Below are 22,123 nucleotides of genomic sequence, written 5' to 3'. Positions count from 1 at the left end.
CATGACCATTCATCGCGAAGGTTACCAGTCTATTGGCATCGGTGCATTGATTTTTGGTGTACTGAATGTGGCATCTTTTACTTTTTTAAGTGCCTCCTTGCCCTGGTTAACCATCATCATTTTTGTAATCACACTCGGGCTTTTACTATTCCTGATCTCTTTTTTCAGAATACCCAATCGTACCCTAACCATCAATGATCAACAATTGATTTGTCCGGCAGACGGAAAAGTGGTGGTGATTGAAGAAGTGATCGATGAAGAATACTTCAAAGACAAAAGAATACAGGTGAGTATTTTCATGAGTCCGGCCAATGTGCACGTGAATAGAAATCCGATGAGTGGTGAAGTGGTGTACAACCAATATCACAAAGGAAAATATTTGGTAGCCTGGCATCCTAAGTCATCTACTGAAAATGAAAGATGGAGTGTTGCTGTAAAAAATAACTACGGTACCATTTTATACAAACAAATCGCTGGTGCATTGGCAAAGCGAATTTGCAACTATACCACTGTTGGACAACAAGTGAAGCAGTGTGATGAGTATGGGTTTATCAAATTCGGTAGTCGGGTTGATATTTTACTGCCTGTGGGTACTAAAGTGAATGTGAGTATGAATCAGGTAGTGAAGGGGGGAGTGACTGTTTTGGCTAGTTGGCAATAATTTTCTTGAGCCACAGATTCACAGATTACTTTCGAATAATCTGTGAATCTGTGGCTTTTTATAATCAGCGTTCATGAAAACAATTGATATCAGCTCACTACCTGTAATGGAAAAACAGCAATGGTTGCAACATGCGATTGCACCCAGACCTATTTGTTTTGCCAGTACAATTGATAAACAGGGTAATGTGAACCTGAGTCCATTTAGCTTTTTTAATTTGTTTTCTTCCAATCCACCTATTGTCATATTCTCACCTGCCAGAAGGGGTCGCGATAATACCACCAAGCATACTTTAGAAAATGTGTTAGAAGTTCCTGAGTGTGTGATCAATATTGTTGATTACGCGATGGTACAGCAAATGAGTTTATCGAGTTGTGAGTTTCCGAAAGGAATGAATGAGTTTGTAAAAGCCGGTTTCACAGAGCAATCATCCACACGTGTTCAGCCACCGATGGTGAAAGAAGCCAAAATTAAATTGGAATGTAAAGTCAATGAAGTAAAGAGTTTGGGTGAAAATGGCGGTGCAGGACAACTGGTGATTGCTGAAGTGCTTTGTATGCATGTAGATGAAAGCATCTTAGGTGATGATGGAAAAATTGATCAGCAAAAATTAGAACTCGTTGCCAGACTAGGAGGCGATTGGTATTGTAAAGTGGATCATACCAATTTATTCAAAGTTCCCAAACCAAATACGCAGTTAGGTATTGGTGTAGATCAACTTCCAGACAGTATTCGTAATAGTACCATACTTACGGGAAATCATTTGGGCATGTTAGGAAATGTACATACCATGCCTGATATCGATGCTTCTTTTACCGATGATCGAGTAAAAAATATCTTTCAATATTATTCGGTGAGTCCGGCCGAAATGGAAACAGAGTTACACAAGTATGCTGCTGAATTATTGAATACCGGAAATATTGAAAAAGCCTGGCAGGTATTACTTTGTAATTAAAATAAAGCCAGTAAATCTTCTTCGTTTAATAAAGATTCCTCTTTTTTAGCCGGCTGTAAACTTCTGCCCAACTCAATTGCTTGTTGTACAATTTCATAAGTACTATGTGTAAGTAAAAGTTGTTTTGCAGTAGATGCCTGAAGCCATTGGTAAACTTGCTGTGTAAAATCGTTATTGATTTTATCGATGATGGTGACACCAAAATCTTTTAACGCAGCGGCATTGCATAGTTGCTCATATTGTCCGCGTATGGGTAAGCATAACAATTGTTTACCTAAGTACAAAGCTTCTGCGGGTGTTTCAAAACCTGCGCCGGTAATGACTCCTTTCGAATGAATCATACTTTGCGTAAAACCTGTATTGCTGATTGGGAATAATGTCACGTTGGCAAGTGTAGTTACTGATTTTACCTTTTTTGAAAACACTTCAAATCGAACTTCTTTAATCTTTTGTAAGGCATGAATTACCACTTCATCACTATAATGAGAAAGATATACTGTAACATGTCCTTGATCTGTTGGATCAGCTTTTAAAATTTCTTCTTTGATAACAGGCGGATAAATGAAATCATCATAAGATGCAAAATGCAAACCGATGTATGCTGATGAAGTTGCATAATGTTTCAATACTATTTCACCTGCAAGATCCTTCTTGTTATTTCTTGGTGTCAACGCACTTTGAAAACTTGCCTGGTGCCCGAAGCCAATACTTTTTATCTTTTTTAGTTTACACGCCATGGAAGTAATGCTGTCAAAATCATTGATCACCAGATCATATTGTTCTACCGGCAACTCTTTTGCTTCTTTCCATATGCTGCTTAGATCTAACTCTTTCCACATACGCCAATAATCTAATCCACCGGTATTTCCATAAAACAAACTCAATCCATTACTGCGAAATTTTACGGGTAGATCAGGTTGAAGATTACTGTTGCTGCCACTTAAAAAAACATCTACCTCACCATACTGTTGTAAAAACGGCATGAGCTCCATCGCTCTACTGATATGTCCGTTACCGGTTGCTTGAACGGCGTATAATATTTTCATACTCATGGTTGAATGGCTAAAGAGTGAATGAATAAGGCTATCTCATCGGTCACCACATTCAACTGTGGTAGTTTTTTCTCCATTATAACTACCGGAGCAACCGTATCTGCGAATTGTTTTTCATCGTATTGATAAATCGTCCATTCATTGTTTTGGTATTCAAGAGAGGTCAGGTTTTCAATCCAGTCGCCACTATTGAGGTAGGTAACATGTCCGTCTTTGGTTGTAATGACTCTTTTTTGTGGCTGGTGAATATGTCCGCAGATGACATAATCATATTTCTTTTCAATGGCCAATTCTGCTGCTGTTTGTTCAAAATTCCCGATCCAGGATACTGCTTTCTTGACACTGTTTTTTACTTTTTTACTGAAGCTCATTTTCTCTCTGCCCATCAGTTTCAAACAACGATTGATCAGACTATTGATCAGAATGAGGAGATCGTAGCCATGTCCACCAAGCTTGGCCAATAATTTAGCACTGCCTTTTGTAGTGGCATCAAAAACATCACCATGAAAGATCCAGGTCATTTTACCGTTGATCTCCATCACTACTTTATCTGTCAACTGGAAATTGCCCATGTGCATATCGGAGTAGCGGCGTAGTGCTTCATCATGATTACCGGTGATATAAATAACGCGGGTTCCTTTGCTGAGTAAATGCATGATCTCTTTGATCACCTGCATATGTGCAACAGGAAAATATCGTTTACTGAACTGCCATATATCGATGATATCGCCGTTGAGGACAAGAATTTGTGGCTGAATACTTTTCAGATAGTTGACAATCTCTTTGGCATGACAACCATAAGTGCCCAAATGAAGATCGCTCATTACCACAACATCAAGCGGACGTCTTTCCATACATTATGAGGTTTTACAAAACTGCTCATACAGTATGAATAGAATGTTAGGAGGGGATGAAGAAATTGTTACGGTGAATAGTCCATGGTCGATAGTCGATAGTCCATAGTAAAAAGATTGGGTATTCCTATGGACTATCGACTATCGACCATGGACTACTACCTACAAATCCCCCAACTGCGGACGTAAAATAATATCCTCAGCTACCGCCATGGGAGAGAGGTGGGCGGCTGCGTATACCATTTTGGCGATATCATCAGCTTCCATGATGCGTTTGGGGTCTATATTGAAACCATCCCAACTGGCGGTCAGTGCTGCACCTGGGTAGACGGCTGTTACCTTAATACCATGAGGTTTCATTTCTTCTCTGAGATTACGACTGAAACCTGATAAGGCATATTTACTGATACTATAGCTCCCTCCGTTTGCATAGGCCTGTAAGGAAGCAATGGAGCAAATATTGAAAATATGTCCGGATTTCGCTGCCATCATCGATGGTAACAAAGCCCTGGTAAGATGATAGGCACTGAACAAATTGGCTTGTAACATTTCATCCAATGCACCTTCCGGCTCATTATGAACACTACCCGGAATAAAATTACCTGCGTTATTAACGATGATATCCGAAGTGCCTTGTTCTAAACACCAATGGGCAAATGCCAGTACTTCTGATTGTACAGACATGTCTGTTGGTCTGGCGTGAATCGTTACATGGGGGAAGCGCGTTTGTAAATCTTCAACACAATCATACAAAGATTTTTCACCTCTACTGCATAGCAGTAAATGATGACCATCTTGTGCAAAGCGTTCAGCAATGGCTTTGCCAATTCCCTTTGAGGCTCCAGTAATAACGATTTTCATATACAGAAAGATAATAGTTAGAACACTACGAAGTAAATCATTTTATACGGATTCTGATAGCTGATTCTTTAGCAATAAGGTAATGATAAGACCTGTACAATAAGGTATTAACTTTGTGACATGCGCTATCGTCATATTTTTTTCGATCTGGATCATACTTTATGGGATTTTGAAACCAATGCCAAAGACACATTGAATGATCTGTATCACAGTCATGAGTTGAGTAAAAGAGGTATTGAAGATTTTGATGGATTCTTTGATCGATACAGTTACCATAATGAACGCTTATGGGATCGATATACCAAAGGTTTTATTAAACAAGATGAGTTGAGATGGAAAAGAATGTGGCTGACTTTGCTGGATTATAAACTAGCAGATGAGGAATTGTCTCGTAACATGGCAGTTCAATTTTTAGAAACCTTACCCTCAAAAAAAGCAATTTTCCCGTATACATTTGAAATACTGGAATACCTGAAGACCAAGGGCTATCATCTGCATCTTGTTACCAATGGCTTTGAAAAAGTGCAACACAATAAATTGCAGAGTTCAGGATTGCATGCCTATTTTAATGCGGTGATTACATCAGAAGCAAGTAATAGTTTAAAACCGCATAAGGAGATTTTTGATTATGCCTTTCAACAAACAGGGGCTAATGAGAAAGAAAGCATCATGATTGGCGATAATTTGGATGCTGATATTCAAGGCGGTATCAATGCGGGGATGGATACTGTGTTTGTGAATCATTTGAATATTGCTGCACATATACAACCCACCTATACAGTGTATCACCTCAAAGAATTGGAACATATCTTATAAATAAAAAAGGGTGTCAAAAATGACATCCTTTTTTATTAGCAACAGAAAAAGATTAAGCCTTAGTGGTTTTCTTAGTCTCTGTTTTTTTAGCTTCTTTAGTCTCTTTGGTTTCTTTTTTAGCATCTTTACTGCAGCACTCTTTACCTTCCTTGCTGCATTCTTTTGCTTTTGCACATTTTTTACCACCATCGTGCTTATGGTCGTTGGCTAATGACACACCCGTTACCAGGAAAGCCGCCATTGCAAGTACAATTACTTTTTTCATATGATTCGTTTTAGTTTTTGAGCATATCAAATATACGGAACCGAGGGTTGAAATTGTGTTAAAACGTTGGGGTGGTGCTGGGTACAAGGTGCTAGGTTTTAAGGTAACACCTTTTTTACATAATACCAGTACCTAGCACCTTGTACCTAACCCTTCTTCTTCGCTAAAATAGAAAAGTCAGTATCCTCTTTCACAATCGTATTTTCAAGTATTCCGATGCCTTCGATCTCCATTGTAACGGTATCTCCGGGTTGTAGCCATTGTTCCTGGTAATTGGGGTCATTCAGTTTGCCGGTTCCATTCAGTTCCAGAAAGCAGCCGGTTCCTACCGTACCACTTCCGATCACGTCTCCCGGATGTAATTGTACGCCATAAGCACAACGCTCAATGATCTCTGCAAAAGTCCAGTCCATATCTCCAACATTACCTTCACTTACTTGTACTCCATTCACCCAACATTTCATTCCCAGGTTCCAGTTCTTACCGGAGTGTCCGGGTTTGGCGGGTATTTCATAAGATTCCAACTCATCGAGCGTTACAAGACAAGGTCCAATCACTGTTGAGAAATCTTTTCCTTTCGCCGGCCCCAGGTTCAATAACATCTCTTCCATTTGCAATCTTCGAGCACTCATATCATTCATGATCATCAATCCGCCGATGTATTGATCCGCTTCTTCAGCAGGAATATTTTTTCCGCTTTTACAGATGACGATAGCGGCTTCGAGTTCAAAGTCAAGTTTTTCAAAATGATCGGGCATGCAATAAATATCACCGGGGCCTTGAATGCTATGGTGATTGGTAAAGTAGAAAATAGGATACTGATCAAATTCAGGAATCATCTCTACTTTACGATTGCGACGAGCCGCGGCAACATGTTGACGAAAAGCATATCCATCTCTACAAGAGGTTGGGAATGGAACAGGTGCCAGTAAGTTTTGTCCTTGTATATCAACGCCTCTTTCTTTTCCTATTCTACCATCTTTAATAGCGGCATTCACTTGTTGTGCAATGGGAAACATATCATCCCAATATTGCAGGAACATATTCATGCTACCGGGTAATTCAGGATGAACCAGATCACAATCGAACAAATAACCATCAACTAAAAATGCAAGTTGATCACGACCATCAGATAAGTAAGAAACAAGTTTCATAATGCCATCATTTGAGTGGCGAAAATAGTTTAAAAAATCTCTGCGAAACTCTTTTTCTCTTTTCTCTGCGGTGATACTTAACCGCAGAGAAAGAAGTACGCTGAGGTTTCGCAGAGAGTAGTTAATCAGGTATCTTTATTTACCCAAAACAGCCGTATGAAAAGAATATTGTTCTTTGTTGGAATTGTTTTACTAATTCTTTGCTTTGCATTTAAAAAATCAGAGGACCCACAACATTGGATTCGTATCAATCAACTGGGCTATACTCCCAATGGCAGTAAAGTAGCAGTTTGGTGTAGTAAAGAGAATGTTTTACCTAAAAAGATTGAGTTGGTGAATGCTGAGACGAATGAAGCTGTTTACTCCATTGATCAGTTAGAAGCTTTTGGGGCTTATGGTCCGTTTAATAAAACAGCACGAGTTAAGTTCACTTCATTTCGTAAACCCGGACGTTATTTTCTTCGTGCGGGTAATACCATATCACCCATATTTAAAATTGATCAGGATGTATACAAAGGGACCGCTGATTTCTGTTTGCGATATATGCGTCAACAAAGAAGTGGTTTTAATCCGTATTTAAAAGATAGTTGCCATACCTATGATGGATATACATTGTATGGTCCGATGCCCGATAGCACACATATTGATGTAAGTGGTGGATGGCATGATGCGAGTGATTACTTGCAGTACACAACTACTTCTGCCAATGCAGCCTGGCATCTGTTATCAGCCTATCAAAGTTTTGGAAGGGTGTTCAGTGATGAAAAGCAGGCTAATGGATTGGATGGGAAAAATGGTGTAGCAGATATTTTGGATGAAGCCAAATGGGGATTGGATTGGTTGTTGAAAATGAATCCTTCTGATGGTATCATGTTCAATCAGTTGGGGGATGACAGAGATCATGTGAAAATGCGTATTCCTAAAGAAGACACTAACTATTATGGCAAAGGCTTTGAACGACCTGTTTACTTTGTTTCAGGTAAGCCGCAAGTAAGGGGTAAGTTCATGAACGCAACAACAGGAACTGCTTCCACTGCCGGTAAGTATTCAAGTACGTTTGCATTGGCAGCGCAGGTTTATCAGGAGAAAGATCAAAGCTTCTCCAAAAAATTATTACAAAAGGCAGAAGCAGCCTATCGATACGGCAAGCAATATCCTGGGGTGTCGCAAACAGCTTCTGTAAAATCACCTTATATCTATGCAGAAGGGAATTGGGTGGATGATATGGAATTGGCTGCAGCAACATTAGCACAAACGAAAGGGAGTAAAGATGGTATCTATCACACAGATGCTTATTCATTCGCTAAAAAAGAACCCATCACACCGTGGCTGGGAAAAGATACCGCCCATCATTATGAGTGGTATCCTTTTGTAAATGCGGGTCATTATGTGTTAGCGAATGGAACAATAAATAATAACCAGCGTGATACCCTTCATGATTATTATGAAGCAGGCATCAAAGCGGTTTGGAATAAGGCCAAACAAAATGCTTTTTATCGAGGTGTTCCGTTTATCTGGTGTAGCAATAACCTTACGGTTTCATTTGTATTGCAGTGTTATTGGTACAGAACCATGACAGGTGATGATACTTACACCGAACTGGAACAAGCAAATATTGATTGGATCTTTGGTTGTAATCCATGGGGAACGAGTATGGTTTATGGATTACCATCATGGGGTGATACGCCTGTTGATCCACATTCTGCCTTCACACACTTGAAAAAGTATCCTATTGATGGTGGATTAGTTGATGGTCCGGTATACACAGCCATTTATAAAAATCTGATTGGTATCAAATTGAATGATCCTGATGAATATGCTGCTTTTCAAAGTGATCTGGCTGTCTATCATGATGATTACGGCGATTATAGCACGAATGAACCTACGATGGATGGGACAGCATCCTTGATTTATTTATTGGCAGCAAAAGAAAATGAAACAAGACCAACAACTAATGGTGGCTGGACAGCTTATCCTCCTATCCACCCTGCTTTTACATTACAGCATGGTGCTATTGTGAGAGGTGATACAACTAAGAAATCTATCGCAATTGTTTTTACTGCAGATGAATATGTAGAGGGGTTACCCGTTATTCAGAAAATTTTGCAACAACAAAATACCAAAGCATCTTTCTTTTTCACGGGAAGATTGTATCGTAATAAAGCCTATCAGCCTGTTATTCAACAACTGTATCAACAACAACATTATTTCGGAGCGCATTCCGATCAGCATATTTTATACAATGATTGGAAGAACAGGGATAGTCTTTTGGTGACAAGAGATTCTTTGGAGAAAGATTATCAAAATAATATAGAAGCTATGCGCTCCTTAGGTTTATTGAAGAATGGAGAGCCGCAATATTTTATTCCGCCTTATGAATGGTGGAATAAAAAAATATCAAAATGGTTTTCACAAAGACCTGTTCGATTGGTGAGTTTTACACCCGGTACAAGAACCAATGCTGATTATACCTGGCCGGAGATGGGGGCTTCTTATAAATCAAGTGAAGAACTGATTGACTTGCTTAAAGCCTTTGAAGTAAAGCATACATTGAATGGTGCAATTTTATTGATACATGCAGGCACAGATCCAAGAAGAAAAGATAAACTGTACAACCGTTTACCCGAGATCATCACTTTGTTGAAAACAAAAGGGTATCACTTCACAACCATCGATAAATTATAGACCTCTTTCTGTGTCTCTCTGTGCTTTCAGTGGCAAACAAAGAATAAAAAATTGCCACTGAGAACACTGAGATACACAGAAATATTTTTTACCATTTCTCTTCTTCTGAGCTCTCCCAATCTTTTTGCTTGAAAGCTTCTCTCGATTTCTTTTTTTCTTCCTGTCTATCAATGATCAGTTTGGCAATTAATTCACCGGCATTTTGATCCGGATGATCAGCTAGGGTTTGCTTGAGTTTTTTTTCATTGATATCTAATCGATACAGTAAGGTCAATAGTTGATTGAAATCTTGGGTGATGAGCTCATTTACAAAAGTCACCAATTGGTCCCAGGAATAGGATTCGATACCCATCAGCTTATTTTCTTCCGCCATTCTTTAAAGGTATAGGAATCTTTTGTCGATGTTTTTTACCTCAATATCAATCGATTAAGTCAATTAAGATGTACAAATTGTTAAATAATTATTACAAAATGTAAAATAAATTTGACAAAATGAAAAATTGATTTTACGTTTGTGTTGTTAAATCAAATAAGCATATGAAACAGATCAAATTATTCCCGCATAGCTATCAGCGCATTGGTTATGTCTTATTGGTGCCTTTTCTGGCATTGGGTATTGCGCACATGTTTTTTGAATTCAACCCTTCTTGGTTGCAATTTAAAATGATTACAAATGGTCAATTGGAATTTAGTGCCAGCCATAATTTCACGGATGAAGTAGCTTCGGTTGGTCTCATCATCAGTCTTATCTTAATTGCTTTCTCCAAAGAATCCATTGAAGATGAAGCTATCCAATTTTTTCGGTTGGAAGCATTGCAGTGGGCGGTATACGCCAACTATTTGGTATTGATTATCAGCATATTGGCTGTGTACGGAACCACATTTTTTCAGGTGATGACGTACAATATGTTTACAGTGCTGATCATCTTTATCCTTCGTTTTAGGTACATATTGTTTCAGTATAATAAAGTAGGTTATGAAAAATAAGATCAAAGTGCAAAGAGCCATTCATAATCTGACACAGGATGATTTGGCCAAAAAAATTGCCGTAAGCCGACAGACTATCAATACTATGGAATCCGGGAAATATGTACCCTCTACTGTTCTGGCACTCAAAATGGCCAAACTGTTTGGTGTTCCGGTAGAAGAATTATTTGAATTAGAGGACGAGGATTAATTTTTTCTCCTTTTTCCAACCTTTTCGTGTAACAGAACTCTTTATTTGGAGTTAAGTAAATAAGTCATTTGTATGCTGAATCTGAGAAAATGGATACCGCTTTTGTTGCTGCTGGTCACCACAGCTGCACTCGCAGTAGTTCTCTTATTGGGCATACACCCTTCTGGCACTGGGAAAACAAAAGTTCCCGAAACATCAACTTTTGAATGGAGAGGAATTCCTTCGGGTAATTACTTATGCATCTAAAAGTCACTGTTTCCTAACCATTTATTGTTTACGAGAAAAATACGTTCAATGCGTAACAGAATTCTTTTGCTCTTACTGAGCATATGTATGACTACTGTAGTTTCAGCCCAAACAAATAATAACAAGGGCTTACTATCCGGTAAACTGATTGATTCAGCTTCTAAACAACCAATGAATCTGGCAACAGTCTCCGTTTTTACAGCCGTCGATACTGTGTTGGTTACCTATCGTTTGAGTACAGAGGCAGGAGAATTCAAAGTGAGTGGATTGCCTTTGGATGTACAATTAAGAATGATTGTTTCTTATTCAGGCTATACTGTTACCAGAAAAGAATTTAAACTCACATCAGATGCCCCTTCTTTTGATGCAGGCACTCTTGAAATGACACCCAATCAAGCCAATACATTGGATGAAGTGTTGGTGTATGCCGAACGTCCACCGGTTGTGGTGAAGCGTGATACCATTGAATTCAATGCCAACTCTTTCAAAACATTACCTTCTGCTTTGGTAGAAGACCTGCTTAAAAAATTACCCGGTGTTCAATTGGATGCCGATGGTAATATCACCGTGAATGGAAAAAAAGTAAACCGAATCATGGTGGATGGAAAAGATTTCTTCGGTGGTGATCCTAAAATGGCGACTCGTAACTTACCGGCTAACCTTATCGATAAAATTCAGGTAGCAGATGATAAAGATGAATTGGATTTGAATCCGGATAAGGCCAAGGCAGATGTGGGTCAGGTCATCAATCTTAAATTGAAAAAAGCCATTAAACAAGGATGGTTTGGAAAAGCCTATGCAGGTAAAGCAGATGAAGATAGATATGAAGCGGGCGGTATCGTAAATATGTTCCGTGATACTTTACAAGTGAGCGTTTTAGGTTTCAGTAATAATTTGAATAAAGCCGGATTTGGATTCAATGATATCAGAACCCTAGGTGGTTTCGATCGGAGTGGTATCAATTCTATCTCCATCAATGGTAATGGCGGATTGAATGTGAATGGTATTTCTTTTGGAGGAACCGGACAAGGTATTCAACAATCGCGCGGGATTGGATTTAACCTGAATAATGAATTCAAAAAAGGGTTAACGCTCAATACACAATATTTCTATGGTAAAACAAGAAATGATATTACAGAGTTAGAAAACAGACAACAGTTTTTGGGTGATACCATCCTTAATACAAGATCGAACAGATCTGAAATACAAAATGCCAACAGCCATCGATTGGGTTTTGGTCTGCGCTGGAAAATTGATACGACTTCAAGAATGGAATTTCGCCCTTCTTTAACGGTTGGAGAGCAGAATAATAATCGTCTTACCAATATCAATACAACAAGTAGTGTAGATGGGCTTTTGAATACAAGTAATAATCTTCAGTCTGTACATGCAAAGGATCTAGGCTATAATCATCAATTGAGCTATTTCAAAAATTTCAGAAAAAAGGGAAGAACATTCAATGTATTCAATACAGTGAATTACAACAGCACCAACAGTGATCAATTCAATAATGTTTTAAATACTTTTTTCCCAACAGGTTCCACTACTTTGGATCAGTTACGTGATTTGGAGCGTGCCAATTTCTCTACCAATACCAATCTGAATTTTGCTGAGCCGCTTGCTAAAAACTTAACCTTACGCTTGGGATATGCATTAACGTATTTTGAAAATAAAGACGCTTTATCAACTTTTAATAAAAGCAATAGTAGTGGTAAATATGATCAACTAAACAGTTTATTGACCAATCATCTGGAAAGAACGAGTTGGAGAAACAATCTTTCATCAGGATTGAATTTCAGGTATAAAAAATTAAGCATTACAGCTACGCTGAACTTCTTATGGCTGGATTTGAATAACCGTTATATTTCTATTGGACAAAAACTCGATCAGCATTTCAATTATATTTTACCGGGTGGAAATATCAGTTGGCGAGAGTTTAACCTGAGTTATAATGTGAATGTCAATCCACCGGGTATTGGAGATATTCAACCTGTAGCGGATAACAGTAACCCATTGTACATCAATAAGGGTAATCCTGATCTGAAACCGGCAGAATCTCATAACTTTAATCTCAACTATTTTAAGAATATCACTGCTAAACAATTATTCATTAGTGCTTATTTGGGAGGAAACATTAGCAATAATAGTGTGGTAAGAAGTCGCGAAATTGCTGCCAATGGTGTTCAAACCACGATGCCTGTAAATGCAGATGGTATCCATAATTTTTATACAAACTTTTATTTCAATAAACAGTATAAACTCAACAAGACTTTTTCTGTGAACTTCGGAAGTGGGTATAATCTTAACTATACCAGAAATTTTTTAATCATCAATTCCAAGAAGAGCTATGTAAAGAATATTGATTTCAGTCCGTACTTACGCGGAGGCTTCAACTGGAATGATAAAGTAGAGTGGAATATCAGTTATAACAGAGGTATTAATAATGCGTATTATGAAAGCGGCGATTTTCGTAACCTGCAAGTAGAAAGACAGAGCATCAATACTGATCTCGTAGTACGGATACCGAAAAAATTTGTTTGGGAAATGACTTTAGATCATCGTTATAATTCACAAACAGCTCCCGGGGTTCAGAAAACAGTTGCTCTATTGAATGCCGGATTAACGTACCTGTTCTTGAAAGAGGATAAAGGACAACTTAAGTTCTCAGTCTTTGATCTACTGAATCAAAATCGTTCTGTATTCCGTTTCTCAGCTGAGAACTTCATTACCGATCGACAAGTAAATATTCTTCAGCGTTATTTTATGCTCACATTTACCTACAATATCAGAAGCTTTGGAGCATCCGGTAAGGGATCAGGTGGTAAAGTAGGGGGAAGGCAAAGTATGTTTTTCTTCTAATCTCTTCTTTGCGATAACTCATTTCTCCTATTCTCTGCGGTTATTTACTTTAAAGGAGTAACCGTAAAGAATAGGAGTTTTTTATTAGTGCTAATACTTCTCCATCACCCCCAACCCAAATAAGGCAAAATCATATTTCACCGGATCTTTGGGGTCTAGTGTCTTCAGGTAATTGGTGAGTTCTACAGCTGCTTGCCAGTCTGTTTGTTTTCTATCTAGTAATTGAAACCGTTTTGCTACCCTGGCTACATGTAAATCAATCGGACAAATCAATTCTGATGCATTGATCTTTTGCCAAATACCAAAATCAACGCCGGCTTTATCTTTTCGGACCATCCAGCGTAAAAACATATTCAATCTTTTACAAGATGAGCCTTTATAAGGAGGGGCGATATGTTTTCTGGTTCTTGCCGGAGCATCTTCTAGGGAGAAAAAGTATTCATGAAATCGCATTAATCGGATTTCCATTTCTTTTTCTTTTGGAATCGTAAAGGCAGCTTCTAAAGAGTCATACTTTTTATAATGCTGTTGTAGAAAGCTGATAAAATACAGGAGATCGGTAGCATTAAATGTTCGATGCTTGAAGTGTACCAATCTTTTCAAATCCTGATCTTGATGGTGCAGACAAAACTCGTGAGGATTATTGTCCATCAGTTTCATCAATTCAAATGATTTTTGAATGATGGTAGTTCTATTGCCCCAAGCAAATATGGCTGCAAAAAAACCTGCTATTTCTATGTCCTGCTTTTTGGTGAAAGTATGAGGTACGCAGATAGGATCTTCTTTGATAAAGGAGGGTTGATTGTATTGTTGTACTTTACTGTCGAAAAAATCTTTTAAGGAGCTCTTACTATCGATTTTCATACGGTACAAAACTATCACAATCGTCCATCACTAAGTCCACTTTATTATTGGTAGCAAATAGCTTATAGGGCATAGCAAATAGTTTGTAACAAGTAATTTGCTATGAACCATAAGCTATCTGCTATAAACTATTTGCTATGACCCATCAGCTATCCGCTAAACTTTACCTCCATCCATCTCCATCCAAAATATTACCGATGCCTCCGAGTATACTACCTTCTTCTTTTCTGCTATAAGTGCCATAAGCAAGAATTCTTCCTGCCAGTCGGCTGATCGGTAGTGTTTGAATCCAAACGATACCAGGACCACGGAGTGTTGCAAAAAATAAACCCTCACCTCCAAAAATGGTGTTCTTAATACCGCCTACAAATTGGATATCATAATCTACACTTGAAGTAAAGCCCACTATACAGCCGGTATCTACTTTTAACAATTCGCCCGGTTGTAATTGTCTTTGTACTACATGACCACAGGCATGCAAAAATGCCATTCCATCACCTTCCAGTTTTTCCATGATGAATCCTTCGCCACCAAATAAGCCGGTTCCTAGTTTTCTTTGGAACTCTAAGCCCACGCTTACTCCTTTAGCGGCACAGAGGAATGCATCTTTCTGACAAATGATTTTATTCTGAAAACGGGAAAGATCAACAGGGATGATTTTCCCGGGATAAGGGGAAGCAAAACTGACGGTTTTAATGCCACCGGTAACATTGGTAAATGCGGTCATGAATAGATTTTCACCTACCAGTACTCGTTTACCGGCATTGAGAAGTTTACCTAATAATCCTCCTTGTTGTTTACTGCCATCGCCAAACAAGGTTTCCATTTGGATACCATCATCCATCATCATAAAAGCCCCCGGTTCAGCGATTGCCGTTTCATTTGGGTCCAACTCTACTTCCACATATTGCATTTCTTCTCCGTAGATTTTGTAGTCTATTTCGTGGTTTTGTTTCATATCAAACAATTTTAAAAATTAGTAGTCAAGTAGTAATAAAGATTACATATCAGTTATAACTCGAGTAAAATAATCTGTGAATCTGTGGCAAAAATTAGCCACAGATTCACAGATTACAGTATTATTCTTTGGTATTGCAATGATTTTTCATGGAAGTTTAAAAGCAATCCTAATTTTAATTTTGAAACAGCCAAATAGTTTAATACCTGTGCCTGATGTTGCTCTATAATTCCTGCTTTTGATTTGATTTCTAAAATTATTGAGTTGTCAATTACAAAGTCGGCATAAAATTTATGCGGTAAAATGATGTTTTTATAGGTAACTGTATATTCTTTTTCTTTAATTCTGTGTATCTCAGTGCCCTCAGTGGCATTTCTTTTTACAAAATCACTCGCTTGATACCCAACCTATCCTCCCCAAAATTAATAATCAATCCAATCTTACATCCTGACACACGTAAATAATTAATAACCTGCTTGTATTGCTCTTCCGCAATGCCATTTTGAGCCTTAACCTCTAAAATAATTTGATCAAAAACAACAAAGTCAGCAAAGAATTTATGTGGTAGGATAATTGATTTATACTCGATGATGTATTGTTGTTCTCTTTGGTAGCTTATTTTTCTATTTTGAAACTCATATTCCAATGCGTCTTTATAGACTATTTCTAAAAATCCTTTACCAAGTATTCGATGAACTTCTATACAGGTAGATAGAATTTGGCTGGTTTCTGTTTGGACGGGGTAGTCTTTGGAGTTGTATGGGTTCATTTTATTGCCACTGAGAGCACAGAGGTACACAGAATTTTTTTTCTTGTGTACCGTATTTCCCGCAAAAAAACCGCCCCTGAGAACAGGGGCGGTGTGTGGATTATTACCAAAAACCAACTGTACACTATCATTAGAACCAACTGCCAATAAAAGATTGGTTAACAGTGGCTACATTTTTCAAACGTTTTTCTCTTTTCTTTCTCGCTATTCTATTTCTGATCAATGCCGCTACCATCAACAATAAGAAGATAATGGTCAACGGTGGAATACCCATGAAACTGATCCATTTACCACCAAACATTCTGCGCATCGGTCTGCGTAAACGTTCGGCGATCAGATACATCGCAGGTACAATGATCAATGTCATGAAGAAAGCGAAAGTCAAACCAAAGATAATGGTCCAGCTCAATGGCTTCCAGAACACTACATTATCACCGCCAAAGAAGATCCTTGGATTCAATTCAGAGAACAGCGTTATGAAGTTGATATTAAAACCTACCGCAATCGGGATGAAAGCTAGGATCGCAGCAAGCGCAGTTAATAGTACCGGAATGATACGTGTCTTACCAGCTTGTATTACCGCTTCTTTTGTCTTCATACCTCTAGATCGTAACTCATCCGCAAATTCAATCACAAGAATACCATTCTTCACTACGATACCAGCCAGACCTACGATTCCCAATCCGGTCATCAAAATAGATACTTCCATTCCTGTGATCGAGAAACCAAGGAACACACCGATCACACTGAAAATAATTTCAGTTAAAATGATCACCGGCTTACTTACACTGTTGAACTGTAATACCAGAATCAATAAGATCAATGCCAATGCAATCAACAAAGCGCTGAATAAGAAGGCGCCGGTTTCGGCTTGCTGTTCTCCTTCACCGGTTTGTTTGATGGTTACGCCATCAGGTAAACCTTTGAAGTCAGCAATATGCTTAGCCAATACCTGATTCACTGCCGTAGCATTGAATCCTTCTGTGGTCAATACATTAGAACGTAGTGTGATCAAACGTTTCTGATTCTTTCTTTTTACGCTACCCAAGGTACTGGTAGGCTCAACTTTTACCAATGCACTGATCGGAATATTTTTTACCGCGCCACCCGCTGCCATATCTCTAAATGAAATACGCATATTGAGCAGATCTGTGAGACTCTTACGCTGAATCTCATTGTTGCGCAGCTGTATTTTATATTCTTCTTTTCCTTCTTTCACTTTTGACACTTCTCTTCCAAACAGTGCGGTACGAATTTCCATGCCGATCTGAGCAGTGGATACACCTTCGATCAATGCACGCTGTCTGTCAACAGTTAAAGTGATTTCCGGATTTTTCAGATCTACATCCATTTTCAATTCTTCCACACCCGGTACCTGAATAGAATCCAGATAATTTTTCAGTGCCGTAGCACCTTTGATCATCGCATCAAAATCTTCGCTGGCAATTTCAATATTGATCGGAGGATCAGTTGGTGGTCCACCACTTTCTTGATCCACACTAATTTCTGAACCCGGAATACCTTTCATCGCTGCACGTATCTGATCTAAGTAAGGTCTGGTAGAAACACCATGTCTTTTTTCAAATTCCACAAATGATACCTGAATACGTCCCAGTTCACTTCTCGTACTTCTATCGCCTGCCATCGGATCACCGGCACCCACGGCAACGTTACTGATCACACTTTCCACGATCGGATTTTCTTTGCCATTCTCAGTGCCCAAAATCTTATTCACTCTTCCTTCCAATACCTTGGTAACAGAGTCTGTGTATTCCACATTCGTACCTACCGGTAATTTCAGGTAGACAAAAATCTGGTTAGGATCACCTTTCGGGAAGAAAGTAATCGGAATACGACCACTTCCAATAGAACCCACAAAAATGAACAGGGAGATAAAGAACAGTGCGATGGTTCCCAATAACAGGTGTACAGGTCTCCATCCATTCAATGCCCATCTCAATAAACTTTCATAATGACTCATGATCCAAGGCAATGCCTTGTTTTGGAAATTATGGATGGCATCATCTAATACATATTTATTGAATACCACCAGTATCATGAAGAATAACAGTAAGTTGCCCCAGAAAGTAGCACCTGCGATATCTAATAAGATACCAATAACGATTGCAATCCAGAATCCTTTCTTTTTGAAGATAGCACTCTTCGGTTCTTTTACTCCGTGCTCATCTTCATGATTCATGAAGTCAACCGCAAAAATGGGGTTCATGATAAAAGCAACCACCAATGATGCCGCCAATGTGAAAATCAACATTGTTGGCAGGTACACCATGAATTTACCAATGATACCCGGCCAGAATAACAATGGAAAGAAAGGAGCCAGTGTAGTAAGTGTACCCGCTAATACAGGCACGAATACTTCACCAGCAGCGATTCTTGCAGAGAAAGCAGAAGTCAATTTACCCTTGCCTTCCATAAAGATGCGGTGCGTATTTTCAATCACTACGATTGCATCATCCACAATGATTCCCAATCCGAATAATAAGGCAAAGAGTACGATGAAGTTGAGAGTTACATGTGTTCCAACAATCAGATCGGCACCCGGTAAGAATACGAAGGCAACAAACATACTCAAAGGGACAGACAATGCCACAAAGAATGCATTCACGACACCCATGAAGAACATCAATACAATTAATACCAATACGAAACCGATGATGATAGAGTTCACCAATTCATTGAATGAAGTTCTGGTTTGAATACTCTGATCACCTGTGATGACTGCCTTCATATCCGTAGGATATAAAATACCTTTTCCTTCTTCTACGATCTTTTTAACACCGTCACTTGTCTCGATCAAATTCTCACCACTTCTTTTGATGATATTTAGTGTCACTACATTTTTACCATCCAAACGCGCATAGCTTTCTCTTTCTTTGATGGTATCAATAACGTGAGCAATATCCTTTAGATAAATAGGTGCACCATTGGTATTTATGATGATGAGCTGTTGAATATCAAAAGCAGTTTTCAGTTGTCCTTTCAGTTGTAGGTTACGTTTCATGTTACCTACTTCTAAAAGACCACCGGAAATATCCATGTTTTCACGTTGAACGGCATTTGTGATATCATCAAAAGTGATACCTGCACTTTGCATGCGGTAATTGTCGACATTGATCTGGAATTCACGCTCAGGAGCACCTACAATATCTACACGGTTGATTTGAGGTAAATCTTCGAGTTTATCTTTCATATCATCCGCATACTTCTTCAAGCGCGGAAGATCATAATCACCACTCAGGTTCACATACATGATGGGTTGCTCACTGAAACTTACTTCAAGAACAGTGGGTTCTTGTGTAAGATCATTCGGTAGGTCTTGCTTAGCTTTATCTACCGCATCTTTTACTTTTTGTAGTGCGATATCTGTTTTTACATCCGTATCAAACTCAACCATAATGGCTGAGAAGTCTTGCTGTGATGTACTGGTGAATTTTTTAATCTTGGCACCCGTAATACCCTTGATCTGTTTTTCGATAGGACGGGTAACCAGGTTCTCGATATCTTTTGGAGAGTTACCTACATATACAGTTTGTACATAAATAGTAGGGATAACGATATCGGGAAATTGCTCTTTTGGTAAAGTGATGAATTGGTAAATACCTGCCAAGCTCACAAACAACATCATCAGATAGATCGATGTTTTGTTTTTGATACTCCAGGTAGTAGGTCCAAATTCTTTGAACTTACCTTTTATATTTTCTAATGCACTCATACAATTAGTTTAATAGATCTTGAATCTTAATGCCTACTTAGCGCTGGTGGTAATTACCTGACCATCATATAAACTCTGATAACCTTCTGTAATCACCATATCACCTGCCTGTAACCCGGATTTCACTTCCAGCTTATCACCATAAAATTCTCCTACAATCACTACTTTCTTTTTAGCGATCATTTTACCATTCTCTTTTACAGCCACCATTACATATTTACCTTTCTCGTCATTCTGTAAAGTGTTGACAGGAACAGTGATGGCATTATTGATGGTATAATCCTGAATCTGTACCATCGCAATTTGATTCGGTCTGAAGTCCTTGTCATTCGGCATTCTTGCTTCAATAAAGAAGCTGCGACTAATTGGATTGATGATTTTTCCGGATACAGATATTTTTGCTTCTACGGTTTTGTTGATATCAGGTAAAGTAACTTTCAAGCGGGTTCCGTTATTAACACGGTCAATATAGTTTTCAGGAACTTCAGTAGTCACTTTCAAATTGCTGGTATTGACAATTTTAATTTGACCCGGACCGGCAAAGATTTCACCTACACGAATGTTCACATCTTCAGCAACACCATTCACATCACTGTATACTGAAGAGAAAGCGAGTTGTTCTCTGCTAAGTTTCACTTGCTCTTCCGCACTTTTCAATTGATTTTCCAGTGTTTCTACATTGTTTTTTGCAGTGATCAACTGTACTTCTGTGCCAATATTTTGTTCCCAGAGATTCTTCTGTTTCTGATACAAAGTTTTAGCGAAAGACAATTGTGTTTTCAGGGTTTCAAGACCTTGTTCTGCTGCAATTACACTTTGACGTTGTAAGGCATCATCTAGTTTCAAGATGAGTTGCCCTTTCTTTACTACATCACCACGTTTGATATAAACGGCTTTAACCTGTCCACCACCACCACGGGGAGTCACGAAAGAAATATTTTCAGATTCGATCTTACCCTGCAGATCAATATAGTGTGTAAATGTTTCTGGAGTTACAGTAGTTAATGAAACCAGTTTTGCATTATCCGGTTTAGCAGAAGCAGGATCCAGTTTGGCGATTTCTGCTTCAAGCTTAGCGATCTCAGCATCAATTCCATCCTTTTGTTTTTTTAATTCAGCCAGTTTTGCTTTTTGCTCAGCTGCGGCACCGCTGTTGGCTTCAGTAGAACCTGCACCACAAGAAACCAGTGTTACTGAAGCGGCGAGTACCAGAATAGTGAATATCTTTTGCATATACTTAGGTTTATAGTTTTCCGATTGCTTTTAAATAATCTACCCTGGCAATAATGGCACTGTACAGGGCACTGATATAATTGGTTTGTGCGGTCACCAGATCTGTTTGCGCAGCAGTGATCTCGGTATTGGAACCGGTACCTACTTCATATTTCTTCTTGGTCTGGTTGTATACACTTTCTGCCAGTTGCATGTTTTTCTTTTGGAAATTCATCGTGGCAATAGCCGTTCTGAAATTCACCCTCGATTGAGCTACTTCATTGTCAATGCTCAGTTTCAAGTTATCCAGCTGATTTTCGGTTTGTTGTAATTCAAAACGTGCTTTTTTAATTCTGGCATCTTTCCCAAAACCATCAAAAATGGGGATCGATACATTCAAGCCGATGAAAGAAGTAGTGAACCAATCACCTTTACCAAAAAAGTCAAACTTATTTCTTTGTGCATTCTTGGTATAGGAACCTGATAATGATACGGTAGGTAAATAGCTCAACTGATAACGTTTGATATTAAACTCATTGAGTTTTTTACCCAGATTCAAATACTGAAAATCTTTTCTGTCTGCATAGTTATAGGCAGTATCCAAGGTAAAATCTTTACTGATTTGATCTTCGCTTAAGCGATCGGTTAATATCAGTGTATCATTTACAGGCATACCTAATAAAGTTTTCAATCCCATGTAACCCAGATCAATACTATTCAGGGCTTTCAATTTTTCTGTTTGCAAATTCGCTACCTGAACAGCAATTTTGTCGAGGTCGAGTTTTTCAGCAAAACCATTCTTGTACAGCTCTCTGGTATCGTTTTCCAGTTTGGATAATCTATTGATGTTCGCATCCAAAAGATCGATCTGTGTTTTACTCACCACCAACTGATAGTAGATCTTGTGAATATTTGTTTTGATCATCTTGTCCGTATATAAAAAAGGTTGACCAAAAAAGGAGGTCAACGTTATGAAAAAGGGCAAGAAAATCGCACCGAAAA

The 22,123-nt window shown here is 38.6% G+C and carries 20 protein-coding genes; 7 read left to right on the top strand and 13 right to left on the bottom strand.

Features of this window, described 5'->3' with window-relative positions; genetic code table 11:
• Position 1: 1 nt before the first annotated feature.
• Both ACTIEV_RS08945 and ACTIEV_RS08940 read left to right on the top strand, forming a co-directional pair.
• The gene (locus ACTIEV_RS08945) at positions 2-661 is read left to right on the top strand and encodes a phosphatidylserine decarboxylase family protein (protein ID WP_322197242.1); all 660 of its coding nucleotides are present in this window, start codon (positions 2-4) and stop codon (positions 659-661) included.
• Between the two features lie 73 nt (positions 662-734).
• Positions 735-1,616 (top strand): flavin reductase family protein, encoded by an 882-nt coding sequence (locus ACTIEV_RS08940; protein WP_439516370.1) that lies wholly within the window; start codon positions 735-737, stop codon positions 1,614-1,616.
• Here the strand turns inward: ACTIEV_RS08940 and ACTIEV_RS08935 are convergent.
• The 3 genes from ACTIEV_RS08935 to ACTIEV_RS08925 all read right to left on the bottom strand — a co-directional run bounded on the left by ACTIEV_RS08935 (position 1,613) and on the right by ACTIEV_RS08925 (position 4,383).
• A complete protein-coding gene (locus ACTIEV_RS08935) occupies positions 1,613-2,662 on the bottom strand; it encodes a glycosyltransferase family protein (protein ID WP_439516369.1) in 1,050 nt (349 codons plus the stop codon). The genes ACTIEV_RS08940 and ACTIEV_RS08935 overlap by 4 nt on opposite strands.
• Positions 2,663-2,664: 2 nt before the next feature.
• Positions 2,665-3,522: a UDP-2,3-diacylglucosamine diphosphatase gene (locus tag ACTIEV_RS08930; RefSeq protein WP_439516368.1), complete on the bottom strand. Its 858-nt coding sequence runs from the start codon at positions 3,520-3,522 to the stop codon at positions 2,665-2,667.
• Between the two features lie 162 nt (positions 3,523-3,684).
• Positions 3,685-4,383, bottom strand: coding sequence for an SDR family oxidoreductase (locus ACTIEV_RS08925; protein WP_322196668.1), 699 nt, complete (start codon positions 4,381-4,383; stop codon positions 3,685-3,687).
• Between the two features lie 120 nt (positions 4,384-4,503).
• Here ACTIEV_RS08925 and ACTIEV_RS08920 point away from each other — a divergent pair, with 120 nt between their 5' ends.
• Positions 4,504-5,199 (top strand): YjjG family noncanonical pyrimidine nucleotidase, encoded by a 696-nt coding sequence (locus ACTIEV_RS08920; protein WP_322196667.1) that lies wholly within the window; start codon positions 4,504-4,506, stop codon positions 5,197-5,199.
• 52 nt (positions 5,200-5,251) lie between these two features.
• On the opposite strand, the gene ACTIEV_RS08915 is transcribed toward ACTIEV_RS08920, so the two are convergent.
• Positions 5,252-5,464 (bottom strand): hypothetical protein, encoded by a 213-nt coding sequence (locus ACTIEV_RS08915; RefSeq protein ID WP_322196666.1) that lies wholly within the window; start codon positions 5,462-5,464, stop codon positions 5,252-5,254.
• Between the two features lie 146 nt (positions 5,465-5,610).
• Complete coding sequence (locus tag ACTIEV_RS08910) at positions 5,611-6,618, bottom strand: fumarylacetoacetate hydrolase family protein (protein ID WP_439516367.1); 1,008 nt, start codon at positions 6,616-6,618, stop codon at positions 5,611-5,613.
• A 156-nt stretch (positions 6,619-6,774) separates the two neighbouring features.
• Here ACTIEV_RS08910 and ACTIEV_RS08905 point away from each other — a divergent pair, with 156 nt between their 5' ends.
• Positions 6,775-9,303, top strand: coding sequence for a glycoside hydrolase family 9 protein (locus tag ACTIEV_RS08905; protein WP_439516366.1), 2,529 nt, complete (start codon positions 6,775-6,777; stop codon positions 9,301-9,303).
• Between the two features lie 88 nt (positions 9,304-9,391).
• On the opposite strand, the gene ACTIEV_RS08900 is transcribed toward ACTIEV_RS08905, so the two are convergent.
• The gene (locus ACTIEV_RS08900) at positions 9,392-9,676 is read right to left on the bottom strand and encodes a hypothetical protein (protein WP_439516365.1); all 285 of its coding nucleotides are present in this window, start codon (positions 9,674-9,676) and stop codon (positions 9,392-9,394) included.
• A gap of 164 nt (positions 9,677-9,840) precedes the next feature.
• On the opposite strand from ACTIEV_RS08900, the gene ACTIEV_RS08895 reads away from it, so the two are divergent.
• From ACTIEV_RS08895 to ACTIEV_RS08885, 3 genes are all read left to right on the top strand, one after another.
• Positions 9,841-10,290: a hypothetical protein gene (locus ACTIEV_RS08895; protein WP_178887431.1), complete on the top strand. Its 450-nt coding sequence runs from the start codon at positions 9,841-9,843 to the stop codon at positions 10,288-10,290.
• Complete coding sequence (locus tag ACTIEV_RS08890; protein ID WP_178887433.1) at positions 10,280-10,480, top strand: helix-turn-helix transcriptional regulator; 201 nt, start codon at positions 10,280-10,282, stop codon at positions 10,478-10,480. The genes ACTIEV_RS08895 and ACTIEV_RS08890 overlap by 11 nt, the downstream gene beginning before the upstream one ends.
• A 333-nt stretch (positions 10,481-10,813) precedes the next feature.
• Positions 10,814-13,585 (top strand): outer membrane beta-barrel protein, encoded by a 2,772-nt coding sequence (locus tag ACTIEV_RS08885; RefSeq protein ID WP_439516364.1) that lies wholly within the window; start codon positions 10,814-10,816, stop codon positions 13,583-13,585.
• A gap of 90 nt (positions 13,586-13,675) precedes the next feature.
• Here the strand turns inward: ACTIEV_RS08885 and ACTIEV_RS08880 are convergent, their stop codons facing one another.
• The 7 genes from ACTIEV_RS08880 to ACTIEV_RS08850 all read right to left on the bottom strand — a co-directional run.
• On the bottom strand, positions 13,676-14,449 hold the full coding sequence (locus ACTIEV_RS08880) for a TIGR02757 family protein (RefSeq protein ID WP_439516363.1): 774 nt from the start codon (positions 14,447-14,449) through the stop codon (positions 13,676-13,678).
• Between the two features lie 163 nt (positions 14,450-14,612).
• The gene (locus ACTIEV_RS08875; RefSeq protein ID WP_178887438.1) at positions 14,613-15,407 is read right to left on the bottom strand and encodes a TIGR00266 family protein; all 795 of its coding nucleotides are present in this window, start codon (positions 15,405-15,407) and stop codon (positions 14,613-14,615) included.
• 113 nt (positions 15,408-15,520) lie between these two features.
• Positions 15,521-15,751, bottom strand: coding sequence for a GxxExxY protein (locus ACTIEV_RS08870; protein WP_295194267.1), 231 nt, complete (start codon positions 15,749-15,751; stop codon positions 15,521-15,523).
• A gap of 35 nt (positions 15,752-15,786) precedes the next feature.
• The gene (locus ACTIEV_RS08865) at positions 15,787-16,323 is read right to left on the bottom strand and encodes a GxxExxY protein (protein WP_439516362.1); all 537 of its coding nucleotides are present in this window, start codon (positions 16,321-16,323) and stop codon (positions 15,787-15,789) included.
• A complete protein-coding gene (locus ACTIEV_RS08860; RefSeq protein ID WP_439516361.1) occupies positions 16,307-19,909 on the bottom strand; it encodes an efflux RND transporter permease subunit in 3,603 nt (1,200 codons plus the stop codon). Before ACTIEV_RS08860 ends, ACTIEV_RS08865 begins: the two co-directional genes overlap by 17 nt.
• Before the next feature lie 33 nt (positions 19,910-19,942).
• Positions 19,943-21,142: an efflux RND transporter periplasmic adaptor subunit gene (locus tag ACTIEV_RS08855; protein WP_322196657.1), complete on the bottom strand. Its 1,200-nt coding sequence runs from the start codon at positions 21,140-21,142 to the stop codon at positions 19,943-19,945.
• Between the two features lie 10 nt (positions 21,143-21,152).
• A partial coding sequence (locus tag ACTIEV_RS08850) for a TolC family protein (RefSeq protein ID WP_439516360.1) occupies positions 21,153-22,123 on the bottom strand: 971 nt, incomplete at its 5' end.

It is taken from the genome of Sediminibacterium sp. (genome assembly GCF_051861365.1).
GTDB lineage: Bacteria > Bacteroidota > Bacteroidia > Chitinophagales > Chitinophagaceae > Sediminibacterium.
This window is presented reverse-complemented; position numbering and strand designations above follow the sequence as displayed.